Origin of the sequence: Nitrospirillum amazonense (assembly GCF_029594735.1) — a bacterium.
Taxonomy (GTDB): domain Bacteria; phylum Pseudomonadota; class Alphaproteobacteria; order Azospirillales; family Azospirillaceae; genus Nitrospirillum; species Nitrospirillum amazonense.
On the sequence record NZ_JARPAF010000004.1, the window covers coordinates 582,439 to 599,808 of the forward strand.

Sequence of the window (17,370 nt, forward strand, 5' to 3'; positions counted from 1 at the left end):
GGCGCCCTGTGACGACAAGAAGCTTGGCGTCGGCCCCCGGTACGCGGCATGCTGGGGGTTCGGGCCTGGCCCGGGTCGAGGTAGCGAGAGTGACGATAAGAATGCGCGCACGTCTGGTGAGCATGGGTTTGGCGTCCCTGGCCGTTCTGGCCTTGCCGGTGGCGATGGCCGTCGGCGCCACGCCCCCATCGGCGGCGGCCCCCGCCCCTGCGGCGCCGCCCGCCGTCCCACCCACGGTTGCCCCAACCTCCAGTGGCGGCCCCATGGCCGGCACGGTCATGGCGGTGGGCGCGCAGATGTCCCCCCATCGCGCCGCCTATCGCCTGACCCTGGCCTCCTCGCGTGAGGGCAGCCGCGTCACCGGCGTGGTCGGCGCCATGAACTTCGCCTGGAACGATGTCTGCCGCGGCTGGACCACGGAACAGCGCTTCCAGATCCGCTTCCTCTATTCGGAAGCCGACGACCAGGAGATGACCACCAGCTACACGACGTGGGAGGCCAAGGACGGCAGCGTCTATCGCTTCAACGTCCGCAAGCAGACCACCGGCCAACCGGATGAGGAGATGAAGGGGGTGGCGACCCTGAACGGCGAGGATGGCGGCGTCGCCCACTTCGAGAAGCCCAAGCCGCAGGATATCGAGCTGGCGCCCGGCACCGTCTTCCCAACCGCCCACACCCTGCTGCTGATCAACCAGGCCCGCCACGGCGACACGCCGGTCTATGTCCGCCCCGTGTTCGACGGGTCGGAGGCGGAGGAAGCGGGCCCCGTCTCCGCCGTCATCGGCAAGGCCAAGCCCCTGGCCAAGGACGCCATCGTCGTGGCCGCCCTGCACAAGGACAAGGCCTGGCCGGTGCACCTGGCCTTCTTCGCCAACGACGAGCAGCAGGCGCTGCCCGACTACGACACCGCCATGATGCTGATGGACAACGGCATCGTGCAGTCCATGCTGATCGACTACGGCGACTTCAAGGTGCGGGCCGAACTGGTGGCGCTGGAGCCCCTGCCCAGGCCCGCCTGCTGAGAGCCGGACCCGCCGTCGCGCTCAGAAGCGCAGGAACAGGCTCTTCAGCCATACCGGGCTGGTCTTGGCCGCCTGGCGCCAGTCGGCGATGTCCTCTTCCGCCTCCCCGGCGGCGTAGCCCCAGGGGTTGAACACCTTCAGCCGGCCGGTGCGATAGGCGGCGACGTTGGGCGTGACCACCGTCAGGCCGTGCACCAGGGCGGTGGCGGCCAGCAGGGCGTCGCGGTTGTTGGGCAGGGCGACGCCGGCGCGGCGCAGGGCCACGGCCGCGTCCACGGGCAGGATGCGCCCCTCGAACGCCACCATCACGCGGTCGTCCAGCCAGGCCCGCAGCGCCGCGCCGGCGGCCTTGTCCGTCCGCTCCGCCTTGGCGACCGACTCCGCCAGTTCCATAAGGCTGAGGGCTGACAGGAACAATTGCTGGCGGGGGATGTCGGCGGCCCAGGCGCGCACGCCGGCGTCCGCCTTCGCCCCACGCAGCTCCAGGATGACCGGGGTGTCCAGCAGGAACATCAGACGATGTCCAGGCGGGCGGGGGCCAGGGGCACGTCCTCGGGCATGGCCAGCAGGTCGACGATGCTCTGCCCGTCGCCGGTAAGCCGCAGGAAAGTCTCGAAATTCATCAGCACGTGGGTGGGGGTGCCGCGGTCGGTGATGAACACCGGCTCGCTCAGTGCCGCGCGCTTGGCACCGCCCACGTCCTGGTTGAAATCCCGGCTGCTCATTGTGGCCATGTTGCTACATTTCCCGTATCCAGAATGTTGCTACATTCTTACATCTTTTATCCTTTGACAACGCCGGAAAGCCCACCCTAACCCTGTTATCGCTAACAAGCACAAAAGCTAAGAACGGGGTGGAATCGCGTCATGGCTTCCGATCTTTTTTCCGCCGACACGGTGCAGAACATCGTCGACACGGCGACCCACATGCTGTCGCCGCACGGCCCCAACGGGACCCTGACGCCGACGGATTTCAGCGTCCATTTCTTCCTGCAGATCACCGCCATCATCCTGGCCTGCCGCGTCGTCGGCTGGCTGGGGCAGAAGCTGCTGGCCCAACCCCAGGTGGTGGGTGAGATGATCGCCGGCGTGGTGCTGGGTCCGTCCCTGCTGGGCCTGCTGTTCCCCGGCTTCGCCGCCGAGCTGTTCCCCAAGGAGACCAAGAGCGTGCTGTACGTCGGCGCCCAGTTCGGGGTCGGCCTCTACATGTTCCTGGTGGGCACGACCTTCCGGGGCGACCATTTCCGCACCAACGGCAGAAGCGCCTTCGCCGTCTCGCTCTCCGGCATCGCGGCCCCCTTCCTGATCGCCGTGCTGATCACGCCCATGCTGCTGAAGGTGCCGGGCCTGTTCGCCGAGGGCCTGCCGCAGAGCCAGGCCACCCTGTTCATGGGCGCCTGCATCGCCCTGACCGCCTTCCCCATGCTGGCCCGCATCATCAATGAGCGCGGCCTCAGCAACTCCGCCCTGGGCACCCTGTCCCTGACGGCCGGCGCCTTCGACGACGCCGCCTCCTGGTGCGTGCTGGCCATCGTGCTGGCCATCTTCGGCGCCGGCCCCGGCGTCGCCGTGCTGGCCATCGGCGGCGGCCTCAGCTTCGCCCTGCTGGTCATCCTGTTCGGCCGCCGCCTGCTGGCACCCCTGGGCCGCGCGGTGGAACGGCGGGGGGAGATGACGCACACGGTGCTGGCCATCACCCTCATGGTGTTCTGCCTGTCCGCCTTCATCATGGACGCGGTGGGCATCCACGCCATCTTCGGCGGCTTCATCGTCGGCACCGCCATGCCGCGCGGCAAGTTCGTGGAAGAGCTGAAGAAGAAGGTGGAGCCGCTGACCGTGGTCCTGCTGCTGCCCATGTTCTTCACCTATTCCGGCCTCAACACCCGCATGGACATGGTGAATTCCGCGTCGCTGCTGCTGATCGCGTTGGGCGTGCTGGTGGCCTCCATCGCCGCCAAGGGGGTGGCCTGCTACGCCGCCGCCCGGCTGTGCGGCGAGGACAACCGCACGGCGCTGGGAATCGGTGCCCTGATGAACTCACGCGGGCTGATGGAACTGATCATCATCAACATCGGCCTGCAAAAGGGCATCATCGGCCCCACGCTGTTCTCTATGTTGGTGCTGATGGCCATCGTCACGACTATGATGGCGTCCCCGCTGTTCGAACTGGTCTATGGCCGCAAGGCCCGGCTGAGTGGCGAGCTGGGGGCCGTGCCGGAGCAAGCCCTGAGCTGAGTGGACGACCGAGCAGAGATGACAGTCGAGCGAACCATCCTGATCGTCGGTGGCGGCACGGCCGGATGGCTGGCCGCCGCCTACCTCGCCAAATACTTGGGCGTGCGGGAAGGGGGGCCGATCGGCATCACGCTGCTGGAGGCGCCGGACATCGGCATCGTCGGGGTGGGGGAGGGGACCTTCCCCACCATCCGCGGCACCCTGCGGTTCCTGGGCCTGAACGAGGCCCAGTTCATGCGCGACACCTCCGCCACCTTCAAGCAGGGCATCCGCTTCGCCCGCTGGGTGGACGGGGGCGAAGACGACAGCTTCTTCCATCCCTTCGAGGCGCCTTTCCCCACGGATGGCGCGGGCCTGGTGCCCTACTGGCTGCTGCAGGACGGCGACCGCCGCCCGCCGTTCGCCCAGGCCATGACCTTCCAGCAGCAGGTGACCGACGCGCGGCGGGCGCCCAAGCGCGGACCGGAGGGTGATTTCGAGGCGCCGCTGAACTACGCCTATCACTTCGACGCGGCCAAGGCCGCTCAGTCCCTGGCCGTCCGCGCGCGGGAGTTGGGCGTGCGGCACCTGCGGGGCACGGTGACGGATGTGGCGCTGGCGGCCGACGGCGCCATCGCCCACCTGGTCACGCGGGAATACGGGGCGATCACCGCCGACTTCTACGTGGATTGCAGCGGCTTCCGGGCCGAGCTGATCGGCCGCGCCCTGGGCGTGCCGCAGAAATCGGTGAAGTCCATCCTGTTCACTGACCGCGCCCTGTCCTGCAAGGTGCCTTATGAGGCGGCTGACGCCCCCCTGGAAAGCTGCACCGTGGCCACGGCGCACGCGGCGGGCTGGACCTGGGAGATCGGGCTGGAGGGGGCGCGCGGCGTGGGCTGCGTCTATTCCAGCGACCACATGTCGGATGACGAGGCCGAGGGGGTTCTGCGCGCCTATATCGCTCCGCACCTGGGCCCCCACATCGAGCCGCCGGCCCCGCGCAAGACCGCCTTTGATGCCGGCTATCGCGAGACGCCCTGGGTCAAGAACTGTGTCGCCATCGGCCTGGCGGGCGGGTTCCTGGAGCCCCTGGAGTCCACCAGCGTGGTGCTGATCGAGGTGGCGGTGGGCATGCTGGCGGAGCTGTTCCCCCATGACGGCAGATGGGACGCGCCGGCCGCCCGCTTCAACGAGCTGATGACCCGGCGTTTCGAGAACATTGTCAACTTCCTGAAGCTGCATTACTGCCTGAGCAAGCGGGAAGAACCGTTCTGGCGCGACAACCGCGATCCCGCCTCCATCCCGCCGGCCTTGCGCGACCTGCTGGCGCAGTGGCGCACCCGGCCGCCCAGCCGCTTCGACTTCGCGCTGGATCTGGAGGCCTTCGCCTTCTTCAACTACCAGTACATCCTGTACGGCATGGGGTTCGAGACCGACCTGTCGCTGGCCCGCGCCGCCTTTCCCCAGGTGGAGGCGGCGCAGAAGACATTTGCCCGCATCCGGGCCTATGGCGACCACGCCACCAGGGACTTGCCCGCCCACCGGGCGCTGATCCGGCGCATGAACCAGATCAGCGCTCCGGATGGCCGGGTGGCGTCACGCCGATAGAGCCTCGGGCGCGGTTTCGGCCAGCATGCTGCCCGTCTCGCGCGCGCGGATGTGCCAGCTGAACGCCTCTTCCAGGACATGCGGGGTTTGGCCGCCCCGGGCCACGGCCCGGCGCACATAGTCGGCCATCTGGCCGCGATAGCTGGGGTGCAGGCAGTTCTCCATGATCACCCGCGCCCGCTCCCGCGGGGCCAGGCCGCGCAGGTCGGCCAGGCCGCGTTCCGTGACGATCACGTCCACGTCATGCTCGGTATGGTCGACATGGGTGACCATGGGCACGATGCTGGAGATGCGGCCATCCTTGGCCAGCGACTTGGTGACGAACACCGACAGCTGGGCGTTGCGGGCGAAGTCACCCGATCCGCCGATGCCGTTCATCATGTGCGTGCCGTTGACGTGGGTGGAATTCACGTTGCCGTAGATGTCGCACTCGATGGCGGTGTTGATGGCGATCAGGCCCAGGCGGCGCACCACCTCGGGATGGTTGCTGACCTCCTGCGGGCGCAGGACGATGCGGTCGCGGTAGCTGGCGATGTTGGGCATGACGCGGGCCATGACCGGCGCCGTCAGCACGATGCTGGAGGCTGAGGCGAAGGCCAGCTTGCCCGCGTCGAACAGGTCGAAGGCGCTGTCCTGCAGCACCTCGCTGTACAGCTCCAGGTCGGTGAACGGGCTCTCCTTCAGGCCGGCCAGCACGGCGTTGGCGATGGCGCCGATGCCGGCCTGCAAGGGCGGCAGGTGCCGGGGCAGGCGGCCGGCCAGCACCTCCTGCTCCAGGAAGGTGATCAGGTGGCGGGAGATGGCGGCGGTGTCGGCGTCGGCCGGCTGCAGGGTGGTGGCGCTGTCCGGCTGGTTGGTCACCACGATGGCGGCGATCTTGGCCGGGTCCACCGGGATGGCCGGCGTGCCCACGCGATCCGACGCCCGGGTTAGGTCGATGGGCTCGCGCGCCGGGCGGCGCTTGGGGATGTAGATGTCGTGCAGGCCCTCCAGGTCCGCCGGCTGGGCCAGGTTAATCTCCACGATCACCTTGTCGGCCAGGATGGCGAAGCTGGCGGAATTGCCCACGCTGGTGGTGGGGACGATGGCGCCCGTCTCGGTGATGGCGGTGGCCTCGATGATGGCGCAGTCGAGATGCCCCAGGGCGCCAGACCGCAACTGCTCCACCATTTCCGACAGGTGCTGGTCGATGAACATGACCTCGCCCCGGTTGATAGCGGCGCGCAGGCGGGCGTCGGCCTGGAAGGGCAGGCGGCGCTTCAGCATGCCGGCGTCGGCCAGCATGCCGTCCAGGTCGTTGCCCAGCGAGGCGCCGGTCAGCAAGTTGATGTGCAGGGGTTCGGCCCGGCCGCGATTGATCAGGGCCAGGGGGACGGCCTTGGCATCGCCGGCGCGGGTGAAGCCGCTCATGCCCACCGTCATGCCGTCCTGGATCAGGGCCGCCGCCTGTTCCGCGCTCATGACGCGGTCGTGCAGGCTGCTCAGACGAATTCGCTCTCTAACCATGTTCTTGTCCGTTGTTCGTCACCGGCCGCCTGGGTGGCCAAGGACCCTTGGTCATTGCGGTCCCTGCGGCGTGCGGGCACCGAATATTTGGGGCCCTGCGCCGCTGCCCCTCCAATAGTTTCTCAAGGGCGCAACGATCACGGATTCTGATCGTGGGCTTGGGTGGCTTGGGCTATTGCCATATCAAATAGATATCGAAGATGCCATTTCGATATATTAGACGCACCGCAGCAGCCGGGCGCATAGTTCATCTCACCAACGACCGCGCCGACTGAAGGCGCTGTACCTGACAGGACGCGGCCCGGTTGATTGATGGAGATGCTTGAATGTTCGCCCCGCTGAAGAATTCGTCCCGGAAGGTTGCCGTTGCCGCCGCCGCCCTGTCCTTCCTGGCCCTGTCCGCGCCGCTGAGCGCGAATGCCGCGGGCACCGAGGTGGTGGTGACCCCGGCGGTCAGCCAGGCTTGCCAGGCCATGGGCCTGCACCCGGCCAATTCCGACTTCGCCGCCTGCACCAACGTGCTGACCCATGTGAAGGGCGCGCATGCCCAGGTGTCGGCCCAGGTTGGCCGTGAGCAGCAGGCCTGTGCCGCCGCCGGTGCCACCCCCGGCACCGCCGACTTCAATGCCTGCGTCGACAATCTGGACGCGGCGCTGACGGCGCAGGCCCTGTCGGCCAACTGACAGGGTCTTTACGGGGCGGGGGAGGCCTAATGGTCCAGGGGCGGTTGATCCGGTTCCGCCCACCCCTGCCCCCTTCGTGACGGTGCCCGCCGGCCCCCCTCCCATCGGGTTGCCGGGCACGTCACGCTCAGGGAAAGGACGCGGCAAGGGGAGCACCCTCGGGCCGCGTCCTTTTCTTTTTCCACACTCCCAACGAGGTCCTTTCCGTCATGGCCGAATTGGATGTCGCCGGCATCTTCATGGCCCCCATTGTCGGCTATGTGGCCGTCACCCTGGTGCTTTTCCTGCTGCTGCGCGGCCTGCTGGCCTACCTAGGCTTCTGGCGCATCGTCTGGCACCCCGCCCTGGTCGAGGCGGCCCTGTTCTCCATCCTGCTCTCTGGTCTGGTGCTGCTGTGAACGCCCGCCTCATGACCCTGGCGCGCGCCCTGGGGCGCGGGGCCTCCACCCTGGTCCTGGTGGCGCTGGCTATCCTGCTGATCGGCGCCCTGTGGCAGCGCTACATGCTGGCGCCCTGGACGCGCGACGGCCGCGTGCGGGCGGAGGTGGTGGACGTGGCGCCGGAGGTGGCCGGCACCATCGTCGACATTCCCGTGCACGACAACCAGCTGGTCCACAAGGGCGACGTGCTGTTCGTCATCGATCCGGCGCGGTTCCGCATCGCCCAGGCCCAGGCCCGCGCCGCCGTCGCCGCCGCGCGCGATGACCGGGCCCTGAAGCTCAGCGACGCGCAGCGCCGCCAAGGCCTGGCCGGCGTGGTGTCCGAGGCCGAGCAGGACCGGTTCCGCAGCACCGCCAGCGTGGCCAATGCCCAGCTGGACGCGGCGACGGCGGCGCTGGACCTGGCCAACCTGAACCTGGAACGCTCCATCATCCGCGCGCCGGTCAACGGCTATGTCACCAACCTGCGCCTGCGCGTGGGCGACTACGCCACGGTGGGCCAGCCCCGGGTGGCGGTCATCGACACCGACAGTTTCTGGGTGTCGGGGTATTTCGAGGAAACCAAGCTGGCCCGCATCCATGAGGGCGACCCGGCCCGCATGAAGCTCATGGGCTATGCCGCCCCTCTGGCCGGCCATGTCGAGACCATCGCCCGCGGCATCAACGACCGCAACAGCGCCCCCAACGCCTATGGCCTGCAGGACGTGAACCCGGTCTTCACCTGGGTGCGGCTGGCGCAGCGCATCCCCGTGCGCATCGGCATCGACACCGTGCCGCCCGGCGTGGTTCTCGCCGCCGGCATGACCTGCACCGTGTCGGTGGGGGATGAGGCAGCGCGCCCGCAGGGCGTCGTAGGCCGGGTGCTGGCCCGCCTGGAATCGAGGATCTGAGCCATGATCCGCCGTAAGGCCCTGGCCGCCCTGATGGTGGGCGGCATGGTGTCCGCCTGTTCCGTGGTCGGCCCGGACTACAAGCCCGTCCCGCTGGACGATTTGCCCAAGGGTTGGACCGAACAGCTGCCGCCGGCGGCCAGCGTGCCCGTGGCCGGCGTGGACGCCATGCGCGCCTGGTGGGACAGTTTCGGGGACCCCACCCTCAGCCGCCTGATACAGGCGGCCATCGTGGACAATGAAGACCTCAAAATTGCGCGCCAGCGCCTGGTGCAGGCCCGCGCCGCTCGTGTCATCGCCAAATCCGCCGACCTACCGGACGTGCGGCTGGGTATCGACCCGGCCCTGCAACGATCCAGCGAAAATGTGGATTGGCCGCCGGGTATCGGCAGCTATCACACCTGGCAGGCGGAACTGGACGCGACCTGGGAGGTCGACGTCTTCGGCGGCACCCGCCGGGCGGTGGAGGCGGCCGATGCCGATATCGCCGCGACGGAGGAAGGGCGGCGCGCCATCCTGGTCAGCCTGCTGGCGGAGGTGGCGACGGACTACGCCCGCCTGCGCGCCGCCCAGCTGCGCCTGACCATCGCCCGCGACAACATCGCGGTCGCGGCTAAGGCCCTGGATTTGGCGCAGCGCGCCTACCAGCGTGGCTTGGGCACGGTGCTGGACGTGGCGCAGGCCAGGACCCAGTTGGAGACGGTGCAGGCCGCGACCCCGCCGCTGGAGGCGGCGGTGGCGCGCATGAGCCACGCCATCGCCGTGCTGCTGGGCCGCTACCCGGGGGAGTTGGAGGCGGAATTGAGCCAGCCCGCACCCCTGCTGTCCGTCCCCGACAGCCTGCCGGTATCCGTGCCGTCCGAGGTGGTGGCTAACCGGCCGGATATCCGCCAGGCCGACCGGCGCTATGCGGCGGCCACCGCCCGCATCGGCGTGGCCACCGCCGCCAGCCTGCCCCACTTTGCCATTCCGCTGACCCTGCTGCCCCAGGCGGCGGACCTGGGCAAGCTGTTCAGCCTGGCCAGCCTGACCTATTCCCTGGGCGCCCAGGTGACCGGCCCTGTCTACAACGGCGGCCGCGACGACGCCCGCATCACGCTGGCCAAGGCGGAGGCCGAGGCCGCGCGCATCAATTATGAGCGCACGGTGAAGGAGGCGCTGCGCGACGTGGAGGATGCGCTGGTGAACTACCAGACGGAAACCCGGCGGCAGCAGACCCTGGCGGCCGCCCGCACCGACGCGGCCCAGGCCCTGGACCATGCCACCCGCCTCTATGCCGCCGGCCTGACCGACTTCCTGAAGGTGCTGGATGGCGAGCGCCAAGCCTACCAGGCGGAAGATCGGGAGGCGGAAAGCCGCCTGGCCCGGGTGGAGCACGTCATCACGCTCTATAAGGCGCTGGGCGGGGGCTGGCAGGGCGTGGACCTGGACGCCGGCGATTAGGCTAGGCCTCCGCCGCCGCGCCGGCCAGGCTGACGAAGGCCCGCACCGCCGGTGCCGGGTCTTGGGGGCGGTGGGCTAAGGCCAGGGTGTATTGGATATCGGCATCGGCCAGGGGGCGGTAGACCACGCCCTCCACGGCCAGCCGGGCGATGGACCCGGGCAGGAGCGACAGGCCCAGGCCGGCGGCCACCAGCCGGACGGTCAGCGATATCTGCGGCACCGACTGCACCACCTGGGGGGTGAAGCCATGGCGGCTGCACAGGTCGTCGATCAGGCTGCGCAGCTCCGCCGCCCCGGCGCGGTGGTGCAGCACCATGGGCTCCGTCGCCAACGCCGCCACCGGGATGGCATCCAGCGCCGCCAGCGGATGGCCGGCCGGCAGCGCCGCCACCAGGCTGTCCGGCCGCAGGGGCAGCACCGCCACCCCGGAGGGCAGGCTGAGCGGCGGCAGGCGGACGAAACCGACGTCCAGGGTGCCGGTGGCGATGGCGGCCAGCTGCGGCCCCACCGCCATTTCCACCAGGTGCAACTCCACGGCTGGATGGCTGCGCCGGAAATCACGCAGAACCGCCGGCATCAGGGCACCGACACCGGCGGAACCGACGAAGCCCACCTCCAGCTTGCCGACTTCGCCCCGGCCGGCCAGGCGGCCGATGGCCTCCGTCCGTGCCGCCTGCTCCAGCGTTTTGCGCGCCTCCGCCAATACCAGGGCGCCGGCGTCGGTCAGGCTGACGCGGCCGCGCGCACGGTTCAGCAGGGGCGTGCCAATCTGCCGTTCCAGGGATTGAATCTGCTGGGTCAGGGCCGGCTGCACGATGTGCAGCCGCTCGGCCGCCCGGCCGAAGTGCAGCTCTTCGGCCAGCAGGACGAAGGAGCGCAAGAGTTTCAGTTCCAGCATGGCCGTGCCTCAGGGCGTGGGGGTGGTGCGGATGGCGGCGGCGCGCCGCGCCTGGGTGACCAGCGCCCGCACGGCGGCCGTCCCCTCGTTGGCGCGGTAGACCAACATGATGGGGGCCGTGTCATAGCCGCCCTTCAGGTCCAGCAGCCGCACGCCCTCCAGGCGCATGTTGCGCATGCTATCGGGCGCCAGCGCCACACCCAAGCCCGCCTCCACCAGGTTCAGCAAGGGGGGGAAGGCCGGCACCTCCTGGACGATGCGGGGGCTGAATCCCGCCTCGCGGCAGGCGGCGATGATGATGTCGTAAATGTTGGGGCCGGCCGTGCGCGGGATGATCAGGAAATCCTCGTCCGCCAGTTCCGCCAGGTCCAGGGTGGCGGCCCCGGCCAGGCGATGGCCCATGGGCAGGGCAGCCAACAGCCGTTCCTCGACCACGGCATAGGTGGTCAGGCCCGGTATTTCCGCCGTCCGGCCCCGCACCAGGGCAACGTCCAGGGCGCCGTCGCGCACGGCGTCGGTCAGCTGGCCGAAGTCGTTCAGCTCCAGCGTCAGCTGTACCCCCGGATGCTGGGCGCGATAGTCGCGGATCAGCCGGGCGATCCAGGGATGGGCCGTGACCGACATGCTGAGGCCCATGCGCAGGCGGCCCTTGTCGCCCCGCGCGACCTGTCGGGCGTTGGCCAGGGCCTGGTCCATGTGCGCCAGGATGGCCTTCGCGTCCTGCAGAAAGGTGGCGCCGACGGCCGTCAGCTCCACGCCGCGCGACAGGCGGTGGAACAGGGGGCTGCCGATCTCCCTCTCCAGCTGCTGGATCTGCTGGCTGAGCGGCGGCTGGCGGATGCCCAGCTTTTCCGCGGCCCGGGTGAAGTGCAGTTCCTCGGCGACGGCGGTGAAATAGCGCAGGTGGCGGATGTCCAAGGCGGCGCGTCCTGTCGGTTTTGAATATCGAAAAGCATCCAGCCATATATTGGACCGTAGGCGGGGGTGTGGAGCATCATCCAAATCGATGAACTGGCTGGCGTTCCGCTCATGGGACGGCCGGCGCCCCTCCTTTGGCGTTCCCACCCGTGCCGCTCGCTTTCCCAGTCCGGTCTGTCCTCACCCTGGTTCCCAGCCCGGGGGCATTGGGCCATGCCGTGCGCACGGCGGTGGCGGCCCTGCTGGCCCTCTATCTCGCCTATGCCCTGCAGCTGGAAAGCCCGCAGACGGCGGCGGTGACGGTGATGATCGTCAGCCACCCCATGAGCGGTGCCGTCATCGCCAAGAGCGTGTGGCGTATCGCCGGCACCCTGGTGGGGGCGTCGGCGGCCTTGGCCCTGATGGCGGGCTTCGGCCAGTCGCCGGAAGCCTTCCTGCTGCTCTACAGCCTGTGGCTGGCGGGCTGCGTGGCGCTGGCCACCCGCCTGCGCCGCTTCCGGTCCTACGCCGCCGTGCTGGCGGGCTACACCCTGGCCCTGGTGGCGCTGGGGGCCGTGGACGACCCCTTGCGCACCTTCGACATCGCGGCCGCCCGCGTCGCCGCCATCGTCGTGGGGGTGCTTGCCAAGATGACGGTGTCGGGCATCGTCTGGCCGGTGACGGCGGCCCGGCGGCTGGACAGCCGGGTGGGCCGGGTCACCGCCGCCGTGACTGGCGCGCTGGCCCAGGACCTGACTCAGGACCTGGCCGGCGCCGGCGCGCCCGGTCGCCACCGGGACTTGTTGGCGGAGTTGCAGGGACTGGACGATCTGGCGACCTACGCCGCCGTCGAGTCGGTCGCCTTCCGCCGCCAGGCCGACGGCGCCCGGATAGCGGCCGCCGCCCTGTTCGGCCTGTTGGCCCGGGTGGACGCCGCCCGGCGGGCGCTTGCCGTGCTGCCGGCCGCGGGGTCGCTGCTGGCTTGCCTGACGCCGCTGGGCGCGGGCGACGGGCCGGCCTTCCGCGTGGCCGCCGCTGCGGCCCGCCGCCGCCTGCGTGCCGCGTTGCGCCTGGCGCGCCGGGCGGCCGATCCAGCGTCCATCGCGGCGGCACACCAACTAGGGGAAATGCTGGACCTCATGGTGCAGGTGGCGGTGGCGCGCGACCCCACGCGACGCCTGTCCTTCACCCTGCCGGAGCCGGCGGACGGCCCCTTGGGCAGCGCGATCATCGCCGCCCTGCGCACCCTGATCTCCGTCGGCCTGGCGGCGGGCTTCTGGGTCGCCACCGAATGGCCGGCCGGCACCGTCATGGTCAGCTGGACCAGCGCTTTCGGCGCCCTGCTGGCCAGCCGCGCCAACCCCGAACAGGTCAGCGTCCAGATCTTCCGCGCGGCCCTCTGGGCCGGGCTGTTGGCCCTGCCCATCACCTTCCTGGCGCTGCCCGCCTTGTCGGAGTTCTGGGGCCTGTCCCTGGTGCTGGCGCCGGTCATCCTGGTGGCCGCCCTGATGTCCCAGCGGCCTGGGCGCGGTGACTTCGGCGCCTTCATGCCCCTGCTGTTCCTGACCCTGGTCGCGCCCACCAACCCCATGAGCTACGACCTCCAGGGCTTCCTCAACACCTTCGCCGCCATCGTGCTGGCCGCCGTGTGGATATTGCTGACCTACCGGCTGATCCTGCCGGTGGACGGGCGGGGGGAGGTGCGGCGCCTGCTGGGCAGCTTCACCGCCAGCGTGCGGACGCTGGCCGGCGCCACAGCCCCCCCGCCGGACGTCGCGGCGTGGGAATATCGCCACCATCACCGGCTGGCGCGGCTGGCGGCATGGGGTGGGCGGGGGGACGACCGTGCCTTGGCCACGGCGCGCGCGCGGATGGACGTGGGCCGCGCCCTGATCGCCATGCGTGCTTTGCTGCCCACCCTGGCGCCTCAGGATCGCCGCCGGGGCGACGCGGTCATGCGGGCGTTGGGGCGGCTGGTCGAGGAGCCGGCGCGCCTGGCCACCTTCGCCCGCCGTGCCGGGCGGCGGCTGGAGGTCGCGGCCGCCGATGCGACCGGTCCCCGGCGCCATGGCCTGCTGGACCTGGCCGCCTGGTGCCGGCAGCTGGCTGGTTAAGACACGGGGGAACCGCCCCGGCCGGCCGATTCACGGATTCGCCGGCGCTGTGAATGACAGCGCTGCCGATTCTCCCTGGTTTAACCAGATTTCCGGATTACCTGTTGGAGAGGCAGGGGCGCCACGGGGGTACCCACAACGCCTAGAACAGGAGAATGGCGCCGCCATGGCGACGCGACACCGAACAGCGGGGGCGTAACCCGCGAGTGCGCCGGATGACGGTTGTACCCGCCCGGCTTGTCCCTTAGTGTAGCCGCCACATCGCCACGGACCGCCTCATGTCCACGGTTGCCGCCGCAAAAAAATGTGTCCTCATCGTCGAGGACAACGAGCTGAACATGAAGCTCTTCAACGACCTGCTGGAGGCGCACGGCTATCGCACGGTGCAGACCCGCGATGGCGGCATGGCCGTGGAACTGGCGCGGACACACCGTCCGGATCTTATACTTATGGACATACAGCTTCCGGAGCTTTCCGGTCTGGACGTGACGCGTTGGTTGAAGGAGGATCAAGAGCTTGGGTCGATCCCCGTCATCGCCGTCACGGCCTTCGCCATGAAGGGGGACGAGGAGCGTATCCGGGAAGGCGGTTGTGATGACTACATCGCCAAACCCATCTCGGTTGCCACTTTCATCCGGACAGTTCGGCGCTTTCTGGATTAGGGTGCGCAATAGTACCTTGGAATAAGCCGCGTCTTCCCCCGACGCGGCCGGAATAAGTGGTGTCATGTCGGCTCGCGTCCTGGTCGTTGATGATGTCCTGCCCAACGTCAAGCTGCTTGCGGCGAAGCTGACGCGCGAGTACTTCGACGTCATCACCGCCAGCAGCGGGCCCGAGGCGCTGGAGAAGATCAAGGCGCAGGCGCCCGATATCGTCCTGCTGGACGTCATGATGCCCGGCATGGATGGCTTCGAGGTGTGCGAGCGCATCCGCAGCGATCCCGCCATCATGCACATCCCCGTCGTCATGGTGACGGCCCTGTCCGACATCGCCGACCGCGTGCGGGGGCTGGAGGCCGGTGCCGACGACTTCCTGACCAAGCCGGTGAACGACGTGGCGCTGTTCGCCCGCGTGCGCTCCCTCGTCCGTCTCAAGATGATGATGGACGAATGGCGCCTGCGCGAGAGCACGTCCGGCCAGCTGGGCATGCTGGTCTCCACCGACAGCATGCACAACCAGTCGGCGGAGGGCGCCAACGTCCTGGTGGTGGAGGACAGCTCCATCGACCTGGACAAGATCACCGAGACGCTGGGCCGCGACCGGGGCCGCGTGGTGGCTGCCGACACCTGCGCCACCGGGCTGGAGCAGGCGCTGGCCGGCGACTTCGACTTCATCGTCATCAGCCTGACGCTGATGCGCGAGGATGGCCTGCGCCTCTGTTCCCAGCTGCGCTCGCAGGAGAAGACGCGCCAGGTGCCCGTTCTGCTGGTGGCGGACGAGACCGACATCGACCGCGTGGCCAAGGGCCTGGAACTGGGCGCCAACGACTACCTGATCAAGCCCATCGACCGGAATGAGCTGATGGCCCGCGCCCGGACCCAGATCCGGCGCAAGCGCTATCAGGACCGGCTGCGCGCCAATTATGAGCAGAGCCTGTCGCTGGCCCTGACCGACAGCCTGACCGGCCTGTTCAACCGCCGCTACCTCAGCGCGCACCTGCCGCGCCTGCTGGACCGGGGCGGGGACAACCACAAGCCGGTGGCGGCCCTGCTGTTCGACATCGACCACTTCAAGGTGGTGAACGACACCTACGGCCACGGCGTGGGTGACGAGGTGCTGAAGGAGGTGGCGCTGCGCGCCAGCCGCAACCTGCGGAACTTCGACCTGGTGGCCCGGCTGGGCGGTGAGGAATTCGTCGTCGTCATGCCCGACACCGACCTGGCCGCCGGTGTGCTGGTGGCGGAGCGTCTGCGCCGCCGCATCGGCGAGACGCCGTTCCACGTCACCACCGATGGTGGGGAGATCACGGTCACCATCTCCGTCGGCGTGGCCGTGGCCGCCGGCGCCCAGGGGCCGGATGGCCGCATGGAGACGGGCGACAGCCTGCTGCGCCGGGCCGACATGGCGCTTTATGAGGCCAAGCGGGCGGGCCGCAACCGCGTGGTGACGGACAGCAGCCTGGACGCGGCGCCGCTGAGCCACGCCGACGCGCCGGACCTCAGCCTGCCGAGGTAGTTTTCGCTGTTCCTCAGTCGCCGGGCGCCGCCATCCAGCGGCCTTGATCGCTTCGGGTTGTGGGGGAGGTTCAGCCCCGGTACAGGCGCTTGCGCACGCTGTCCGACAGGCGCTGCCAGCGGCGGGCCAGCTGGGTGGCCAGGGGCTGGCCCTCGTGCCGGCCGGCGGGCCGGGCGCCGATGCGCGAGTCCATGTCGGTGCGCTGGCGCACGGGGATGGGGCGGACCAGGTAGGGGGCGATGCCGTTGTCCCAATAGCGGTCCATGGTCTGGTCCACCGGCATGAAGATGCGCCGGCCGTAGTCCAGCATGCGCCGGGCCCCGTCCAGGCGGATCAGATAGGCGCCGAAGCCCAGGACGTGGGTGCCCAGGCGCACCAGCTCACCATCGCGCAGGGTCTTGACGGTGCGGCCCCGGAACTTGGGCGTCCTGGGTTCCCGCACGCGGGGGCGCAAGGATTCCAGTCGCACCACCTGCCATTCCGGCGCCGGGTCGGCCAGCAGATCCTCCACGATGCGGGGCAGGGCCGGACTCAGCTCCACGTCGTCCTCCATGATCAGGGCGGCGGGGATGTTCTCCTGCACCATGCGCTCATAGAGGCGGTAGTGGCTGAGGTAGCAGCCGATCTCCGTGTCCAGCATCTCCACGCCATAGACGCGCAGCGCTCGCGCCCGGTCATAGACCGCGCGGTCGGCTTCGCTGAGCGCGCGGCCATTCACCGCCGGCACGAACTCCGCCGCGAGCCCCAGGCGGGCGCATTGCTCGGTCATGTGCGCGCGCCGCACCCCGTCATGCTCCAGGTTGATGACGAAGATGGGGCAGGGGAAAGCGGCCGTGGGGCCCATGGGGATGATCCCAGGGTTCTGGGCGCCCAAGGGAAGGCCGGACGCCAGGCATGCCAATAGGAAAGGGCCGCTCCAGGAGCGGCCCTTCGCCTGACCAGTGTCCTCATGCTCCGGTCGCTCGCCGCCAGCCTTACGGGCGTGGCGTGCTTTCCGGAACGGCGCGCCCGATACGGGCGCGCGGGACTTACTTGATCTTGGCTTCCTTGAACAGCACGTGCTTGCGAGCCACCGGATCGTACTTCCGGAACTCCAGCTTCTCGGTCGTCTTGCGCGGGTTCTTCTTCTTCACGTAGAAGAAGCCGGTTTCAGCGGAGCTGATCAGACGGATCAGCACGGTATTCTGCTTGGCCATGACCTTTAATCCCACCTACGACAACCCCGTTCGGTCGCCAACTCGGCGGGTCGGGGGCGGTCAAAAACAATTCCGTACCGCAGCCCTCAGGGGCACGGCGTCGCGGCACTTTAGTCAGCGGCACCTGAGAGTCAAGGCCAAAGAACCTTAGGGCGCCGGGAAGGGGGTTGGGGCAGGGGATGCGCGTCGCGCATGGGCCGGCACCGCCCCGGGCGACCGCCTCGCAGCCCCGGAATGGCCCCCGGGAATTCCGCCGCCGCTACCTAGATGTGTCTACCCGCGCTA

At 69.3% G+C, this 17,370-nt stretch carries 17 protein-coding genes; 10 read left to right on the forward strand and 7 right to left on the reverse strand.

Annotated elements, in window-relative coordinates; genetic code table 11:
* Positions 1-101 precede the first annotated feature (101 nt).
* Entirely contained in the window at positions 102-1,022 is a 921-nt protein-coding gene (locus P5F91_RS23395) for a cell envelope integrity EipB family protein (RefSeq protein WP_277908409.1), read from the forward strand.
* 21 nt (positions 1,023-1,043) lie between these two features.
* Here P5F91_RS23395 and P5F91_RS23400 read toward each other — a convergent pair whose 3' ends face one another.
* On the reverse strand, positions 1,044-1,535 hold the full coding sequence (locus tag P5F91_RS23400) for a type II toxin-antitoxin system VapC family toxin (RefSeq protein ID WP_277908410.1): 492 nt from the start codon (positions 1,533-1,535) through the stop codon (positions 1,044-1,046).
* On the reverse strand, positions 1,535-1,756 hold the full coding sequence (locus P5F91_RS23405) for a type II toxin-antitoxin system Phd/YefM family antitoxin (protein WP_277908411.1): 222 nt from the start codon (positions 1,754-1,756) through the stop codon (positions 1,535-1,537). Before P5F91_RS23405 ends, P5F91_RS23400 begins: the two co-directional genes overlap by 1 nt.
* 132 nt (positions 1,757-1,888) lie before the next feature.
* Here P5F91_RS23405 and P5F91_RS23410 point away from each other — a divergent pair, with 132 nt between their 5' ends.
* Together P5F91_RS23410 and P5F91_RS23415 are read left to right on the forward strand one after the other, a co-directional pair.
* Positions 1,889-3,256: a cation:proton antiporter gene (locus P5F91_RS23410; protein WP_145608331.1), complete on the forward strand. Its 1,368-nt coding sequence runs from the start codon at positions 1,889-1,891 to the stop codon at positions 3,254-3,256.
* 18 nt (positions 3,257-3,274) lie between these two features.
* Positions 3,275-4,843, forward strand: coding sequence for a tryptophan halogenase family protein (locus P5F91_RS23415; RefSeq protein WP_145608329.1), 1,569 nt, complete (start codon positions 3,275-3,277; stop codon positions 4,841-4,843).
* Here P5F91_RS23415 and P5F91_RS23420 read toward each other — a convergent pair.
* Positions 4,832-6,349, reverse strand: coding sequence for an acetyl-CoA hydrolase/transferase family protein (locus tag P5F91_RS23420; RefSeq protein ID WP_145608327.1), 1,518 nt, complete (start codon positions 6,347-6,349; stop codon positions 4,832-4,834). The two genes, P5F91_RS23415 and P5F91_RS23420, sit on opposite strands and share 12 nt — an antisense overlap.
* Before the next feature lie 326 nt (positions 6,350-6,675).
* Here P5F91_RS23420 and P5F91_RS23425 point away from each other — a divergent pair, with 326 nt between their 5' ends.
* The 4 genes from P5F91_RS23425 (at position 6,676) to P5F91_RS23440 (ending at position 9,805) form a co-directional block, all read left to right on the forward strand.
* On the forward strand, positions 6,676-7,032 hold the full coding sequence (locus P5F91_RS23425) for a hypothetical protein (protein ID WP_145608326.1): 357 nt from the start codon (positions 6,676-6,678) through the stop codon (positions 7,030-7,032).
* A gap of 209 nt (positions 7,033-7,241) precedes the next feature.
* Positions 7,242-7,430 carry a DUF1656 domain-containing protein gene (locus P5F91_RS23430; protein ID WP_145608324.1) on the forward strand — a complete coding sequence of 63 codons (189 nt, stop codon included), beginning with the start codon at positions 7,242-7,244 and terminating at the stop codon, positions 7,428-7,430.
* Positions 7,431-7,441: 11 nt separating this feature from the next.
* On the forward strand, positions 7,442-8,362 hold the full coding sequence (locus P5F91_RS23435; RefSeq protein WP_145608322.1) for an efflux RND transporter periplasmic adaptor subunit: 921 nt from the start codon (positions 7,442-7,444) through the stop codon (positions 8,360-8,362).
* A gap of 3 nt (positions 8,363-8,365) precedes the next feature.
* Positions 8,366-9,805, forward strand: a complete 1,440-nt coding sequence (locus P5F91_RS23440) for an efflux transporter outer membrane subunit (protein WP_145608320.1) — start codon at positions 8,366-8,368, stop codon at positions 9,803-9,805.
* A gap of 1 nt (position 9,806) precedes the next feature.
* Here P5F91_RS23440 and P5F91_RS23445 read toward each other — a convergent pair whose 3' ends face one another.
* Both P5F91_RS23445 and P5F91_RS23450 read right to left on the reverse strand, forming a co-directional pair.
* Positions 9,807-10,703 (reverse strand): LysR substrate-binding domain-containing protein, encoded by an 897-nt coding sequence (locus P5F91_RS23445; RefSeq protein WP_145608318.1) that lies wholly within the window; start codon positions 10,701-10,703, stop codon positions 9,807-9,809.
* A 9-nt stretch (positions 10,704-10,712) separates the two neighbouring features.
* Positions 10,713-11,621 carry a LysR substrate-binding domain-containing protein gene (locus tag P5F91_RS23450; RefSeq protein ID WP_145608316.1) on the reverse strand — a complete coding sequence of 303 codons (909 nt, stop codon included), beginning with the start codon at positions 11,619-11,621 and terminating at the stop codon, positions 10,713-10,715.
* 149 nt (positions 11,622-11,770) lie between these two features.
* Here P5F91_RS23450 and P5F91_RS23455 point away from each other — a divergent pair, with 149 nt between their 5' ends.
* From P5F91_RS23455 to P5F91_RS23465, 3 genes are all read left to right on the forward strand, one after another.
* Positions 11,771-13,714 carry an FUSC family protein gene (locus P5F91_RS23455; RefSeq protein WP_277908412.1) on the forward strand — a complete coding sequence of 648 codons (1,944 nt, stop codon included), beginning with the start codon at positions 11,771-11,773 and terminating at the stop codon, positions 13,712-13,714.
* A gap of 278 nt (positions 13,715-13,992) precedes the next feature.
* Complete coding sequence (locus tag P5F91_RS23460; protein WP_145608312.1) at positions 13,993-14,376, forward strand: response regulator; 384 nt, start codon at positions 13,993-13,995, stop codon at positions 14,374-14,376.
* Between the two features lie 64 nt (positions 14,377-14,440).
* Complete coding sequence (locus P5F91_RS23465; protein ID WP_145608311.1) at positions 14,441-15,889, forward strand: PleD family two-component system response regulator; 1,449 nt, start codon at positions 14,441-14,443, stop codon at positions 15,887-15,889.
* A 70-nt stretch (positions 15,890-15,959) separates the two neighbouring features.
* Here the strand turns inward: P5F91_RS23465 and P5F91_RS23470 are convergent, their stop codons facing one another.
* Complete coding sequence (locus P5F91_RS23470) at positions 15,960-16,733, reverse strand: glycosyltransferase family 25 protein (protein WP_277908413.1); 774 nt, start codon at positions 16,731-16,733, stop codon at positions 15,960-15,962.
* Positions 16,734-16,917: 184 nt separating this feature from the next.
* Positions 16,918-17,085 carry a 50S ribosomal protein L33 gene (gene rpmG / locus P5F91_RS23475; RefSeq protein ID WP_040845325.1) on the reverse strand — a complete coding sequence of 56 codons (168 nt, stop codon included), beginning with the start codon at positions 17,083-17,085 and terminating at the stop codon, positions 16,918-16,920.
* Between the last annotated feature and the right edge of the window lie 285 nt (positions 17,086-17,370).

What these genes read in the sequence shown, in the direction of transcription:
- P5F91_RS23395 (WP_277908409.1), top strand. Translation starts at nt 102, where the DNA reads ATGCGCGCACGTCTGGTGAGCATGGGTTTGGCGTCCCTGGCCGTTCTG.
- P5F91_RS23400 (WP_277908410.1), bottom strand. Translation starts at nt 1,535, where the DNA reads ATGTTCCTGCTGGACACCCCGGTCATCCTGGAGCTGCGTGGGGCGAAG.
- P5F91_RS23405 (WP_277908411.1), bottom strand. Translation starts at nt 1,756, where the DNA reads ATGGCCACAATGAGCAGCCGGGATTTCAACCAGGACGTGGGCGGTGCC.
- P5F91_RS23410 (WP_145608331.1), top strand. Translation starts at nt 1,889, where the DNA reads ATGGCTTCCGATCTTTTTTCCGCCGACACGGTGCAGAACATCGTCGAC.
- P5F91_RS23415 (WP_145608329.1), top strand. Translation starts at nt 3,275, where the DNA reads ATGACAGTCGAGCGAACCATCCTGATCGTCGGTGGCGGCACGGCCGGA.
- P5F91_RS23420 (WP_145608327.1), bottom strand. Translation starts at nt 6,349, where the DNA reads ATGGTTAGAGAGCGAATTCGTCTGAGCAGCCTGCACGACCGCGTCATG.
- P5F91_RS23425 (WP_145608326.1), top strand. Translation starts at nt 6,676, where the DNA reads ATGTTCGCCCCGCTGAAGAATTCGTCCCGGAAGGTTGCCGTTGCCGCC.
- P5F91_RS23430 (WP_145608324.1), top strand. Translation starts at nt 7,242, where the DNA reads ATGGCCGAATTGGATGTCGCCGGCATCTTCATGGCCCCCATTGTCGGC.
- P5F91_RS23435 (WP_145608322.1), top strand. Translation starts at nt 7,442, where the DNA reads ATGACCCTGGCGCGCGCCCTGGGGCGCGGGGCCTCCACCCTGGTCCTG.
- P5F91_RS23440 (WP_145608320.1), top strand. Translation starts at nt 8,366, where the DNA reads ATGATCCGCCGTAAGGCCCTGGCCGCCCTGATGGTGGGCGGCATGGTG.
- P5F91_RS23445 (WP_145608318.1), bottom strand. Translation starts at nt 10,703, where the DNA reads ATGCTGGAACTGAAACTCTTGCGCTCCTTCGTCCTGCTGGCCGAAGAG.
- P5F91_RS23460 (WP_145608312.1), top strand. Translation starts at nt 13,993, where the DNA reads ATGTCCACGGTTGCCGCCGCAAAAAAATGTGTCCTCATCGTCGAGGAC.
- P5F91_RS23465 (WP_145608311.1), top strand. Translation starts at nt 14,441, where the DNA reads ATGTCGGCTCGCGTCCTGGTCGTTGATGATGTCCTGCCCAACGTCAAG.
- P5F91_RS23470 (WP_277908413.1), bottom strand. Translation starts at nt 16,733, where the DNA reads ATGGGCCCCACGGCCGCTTTCCCCTGCCCCATCTTCGTCATCAACCTG.
- rpmG (WP_040845325.1), bottom strand. Translation starts at nt 17,085, where the DNA reads ATGGCCAAGCAGAATACCGTGCTGATCCGTCTGATCAGCTCCGCTGAA.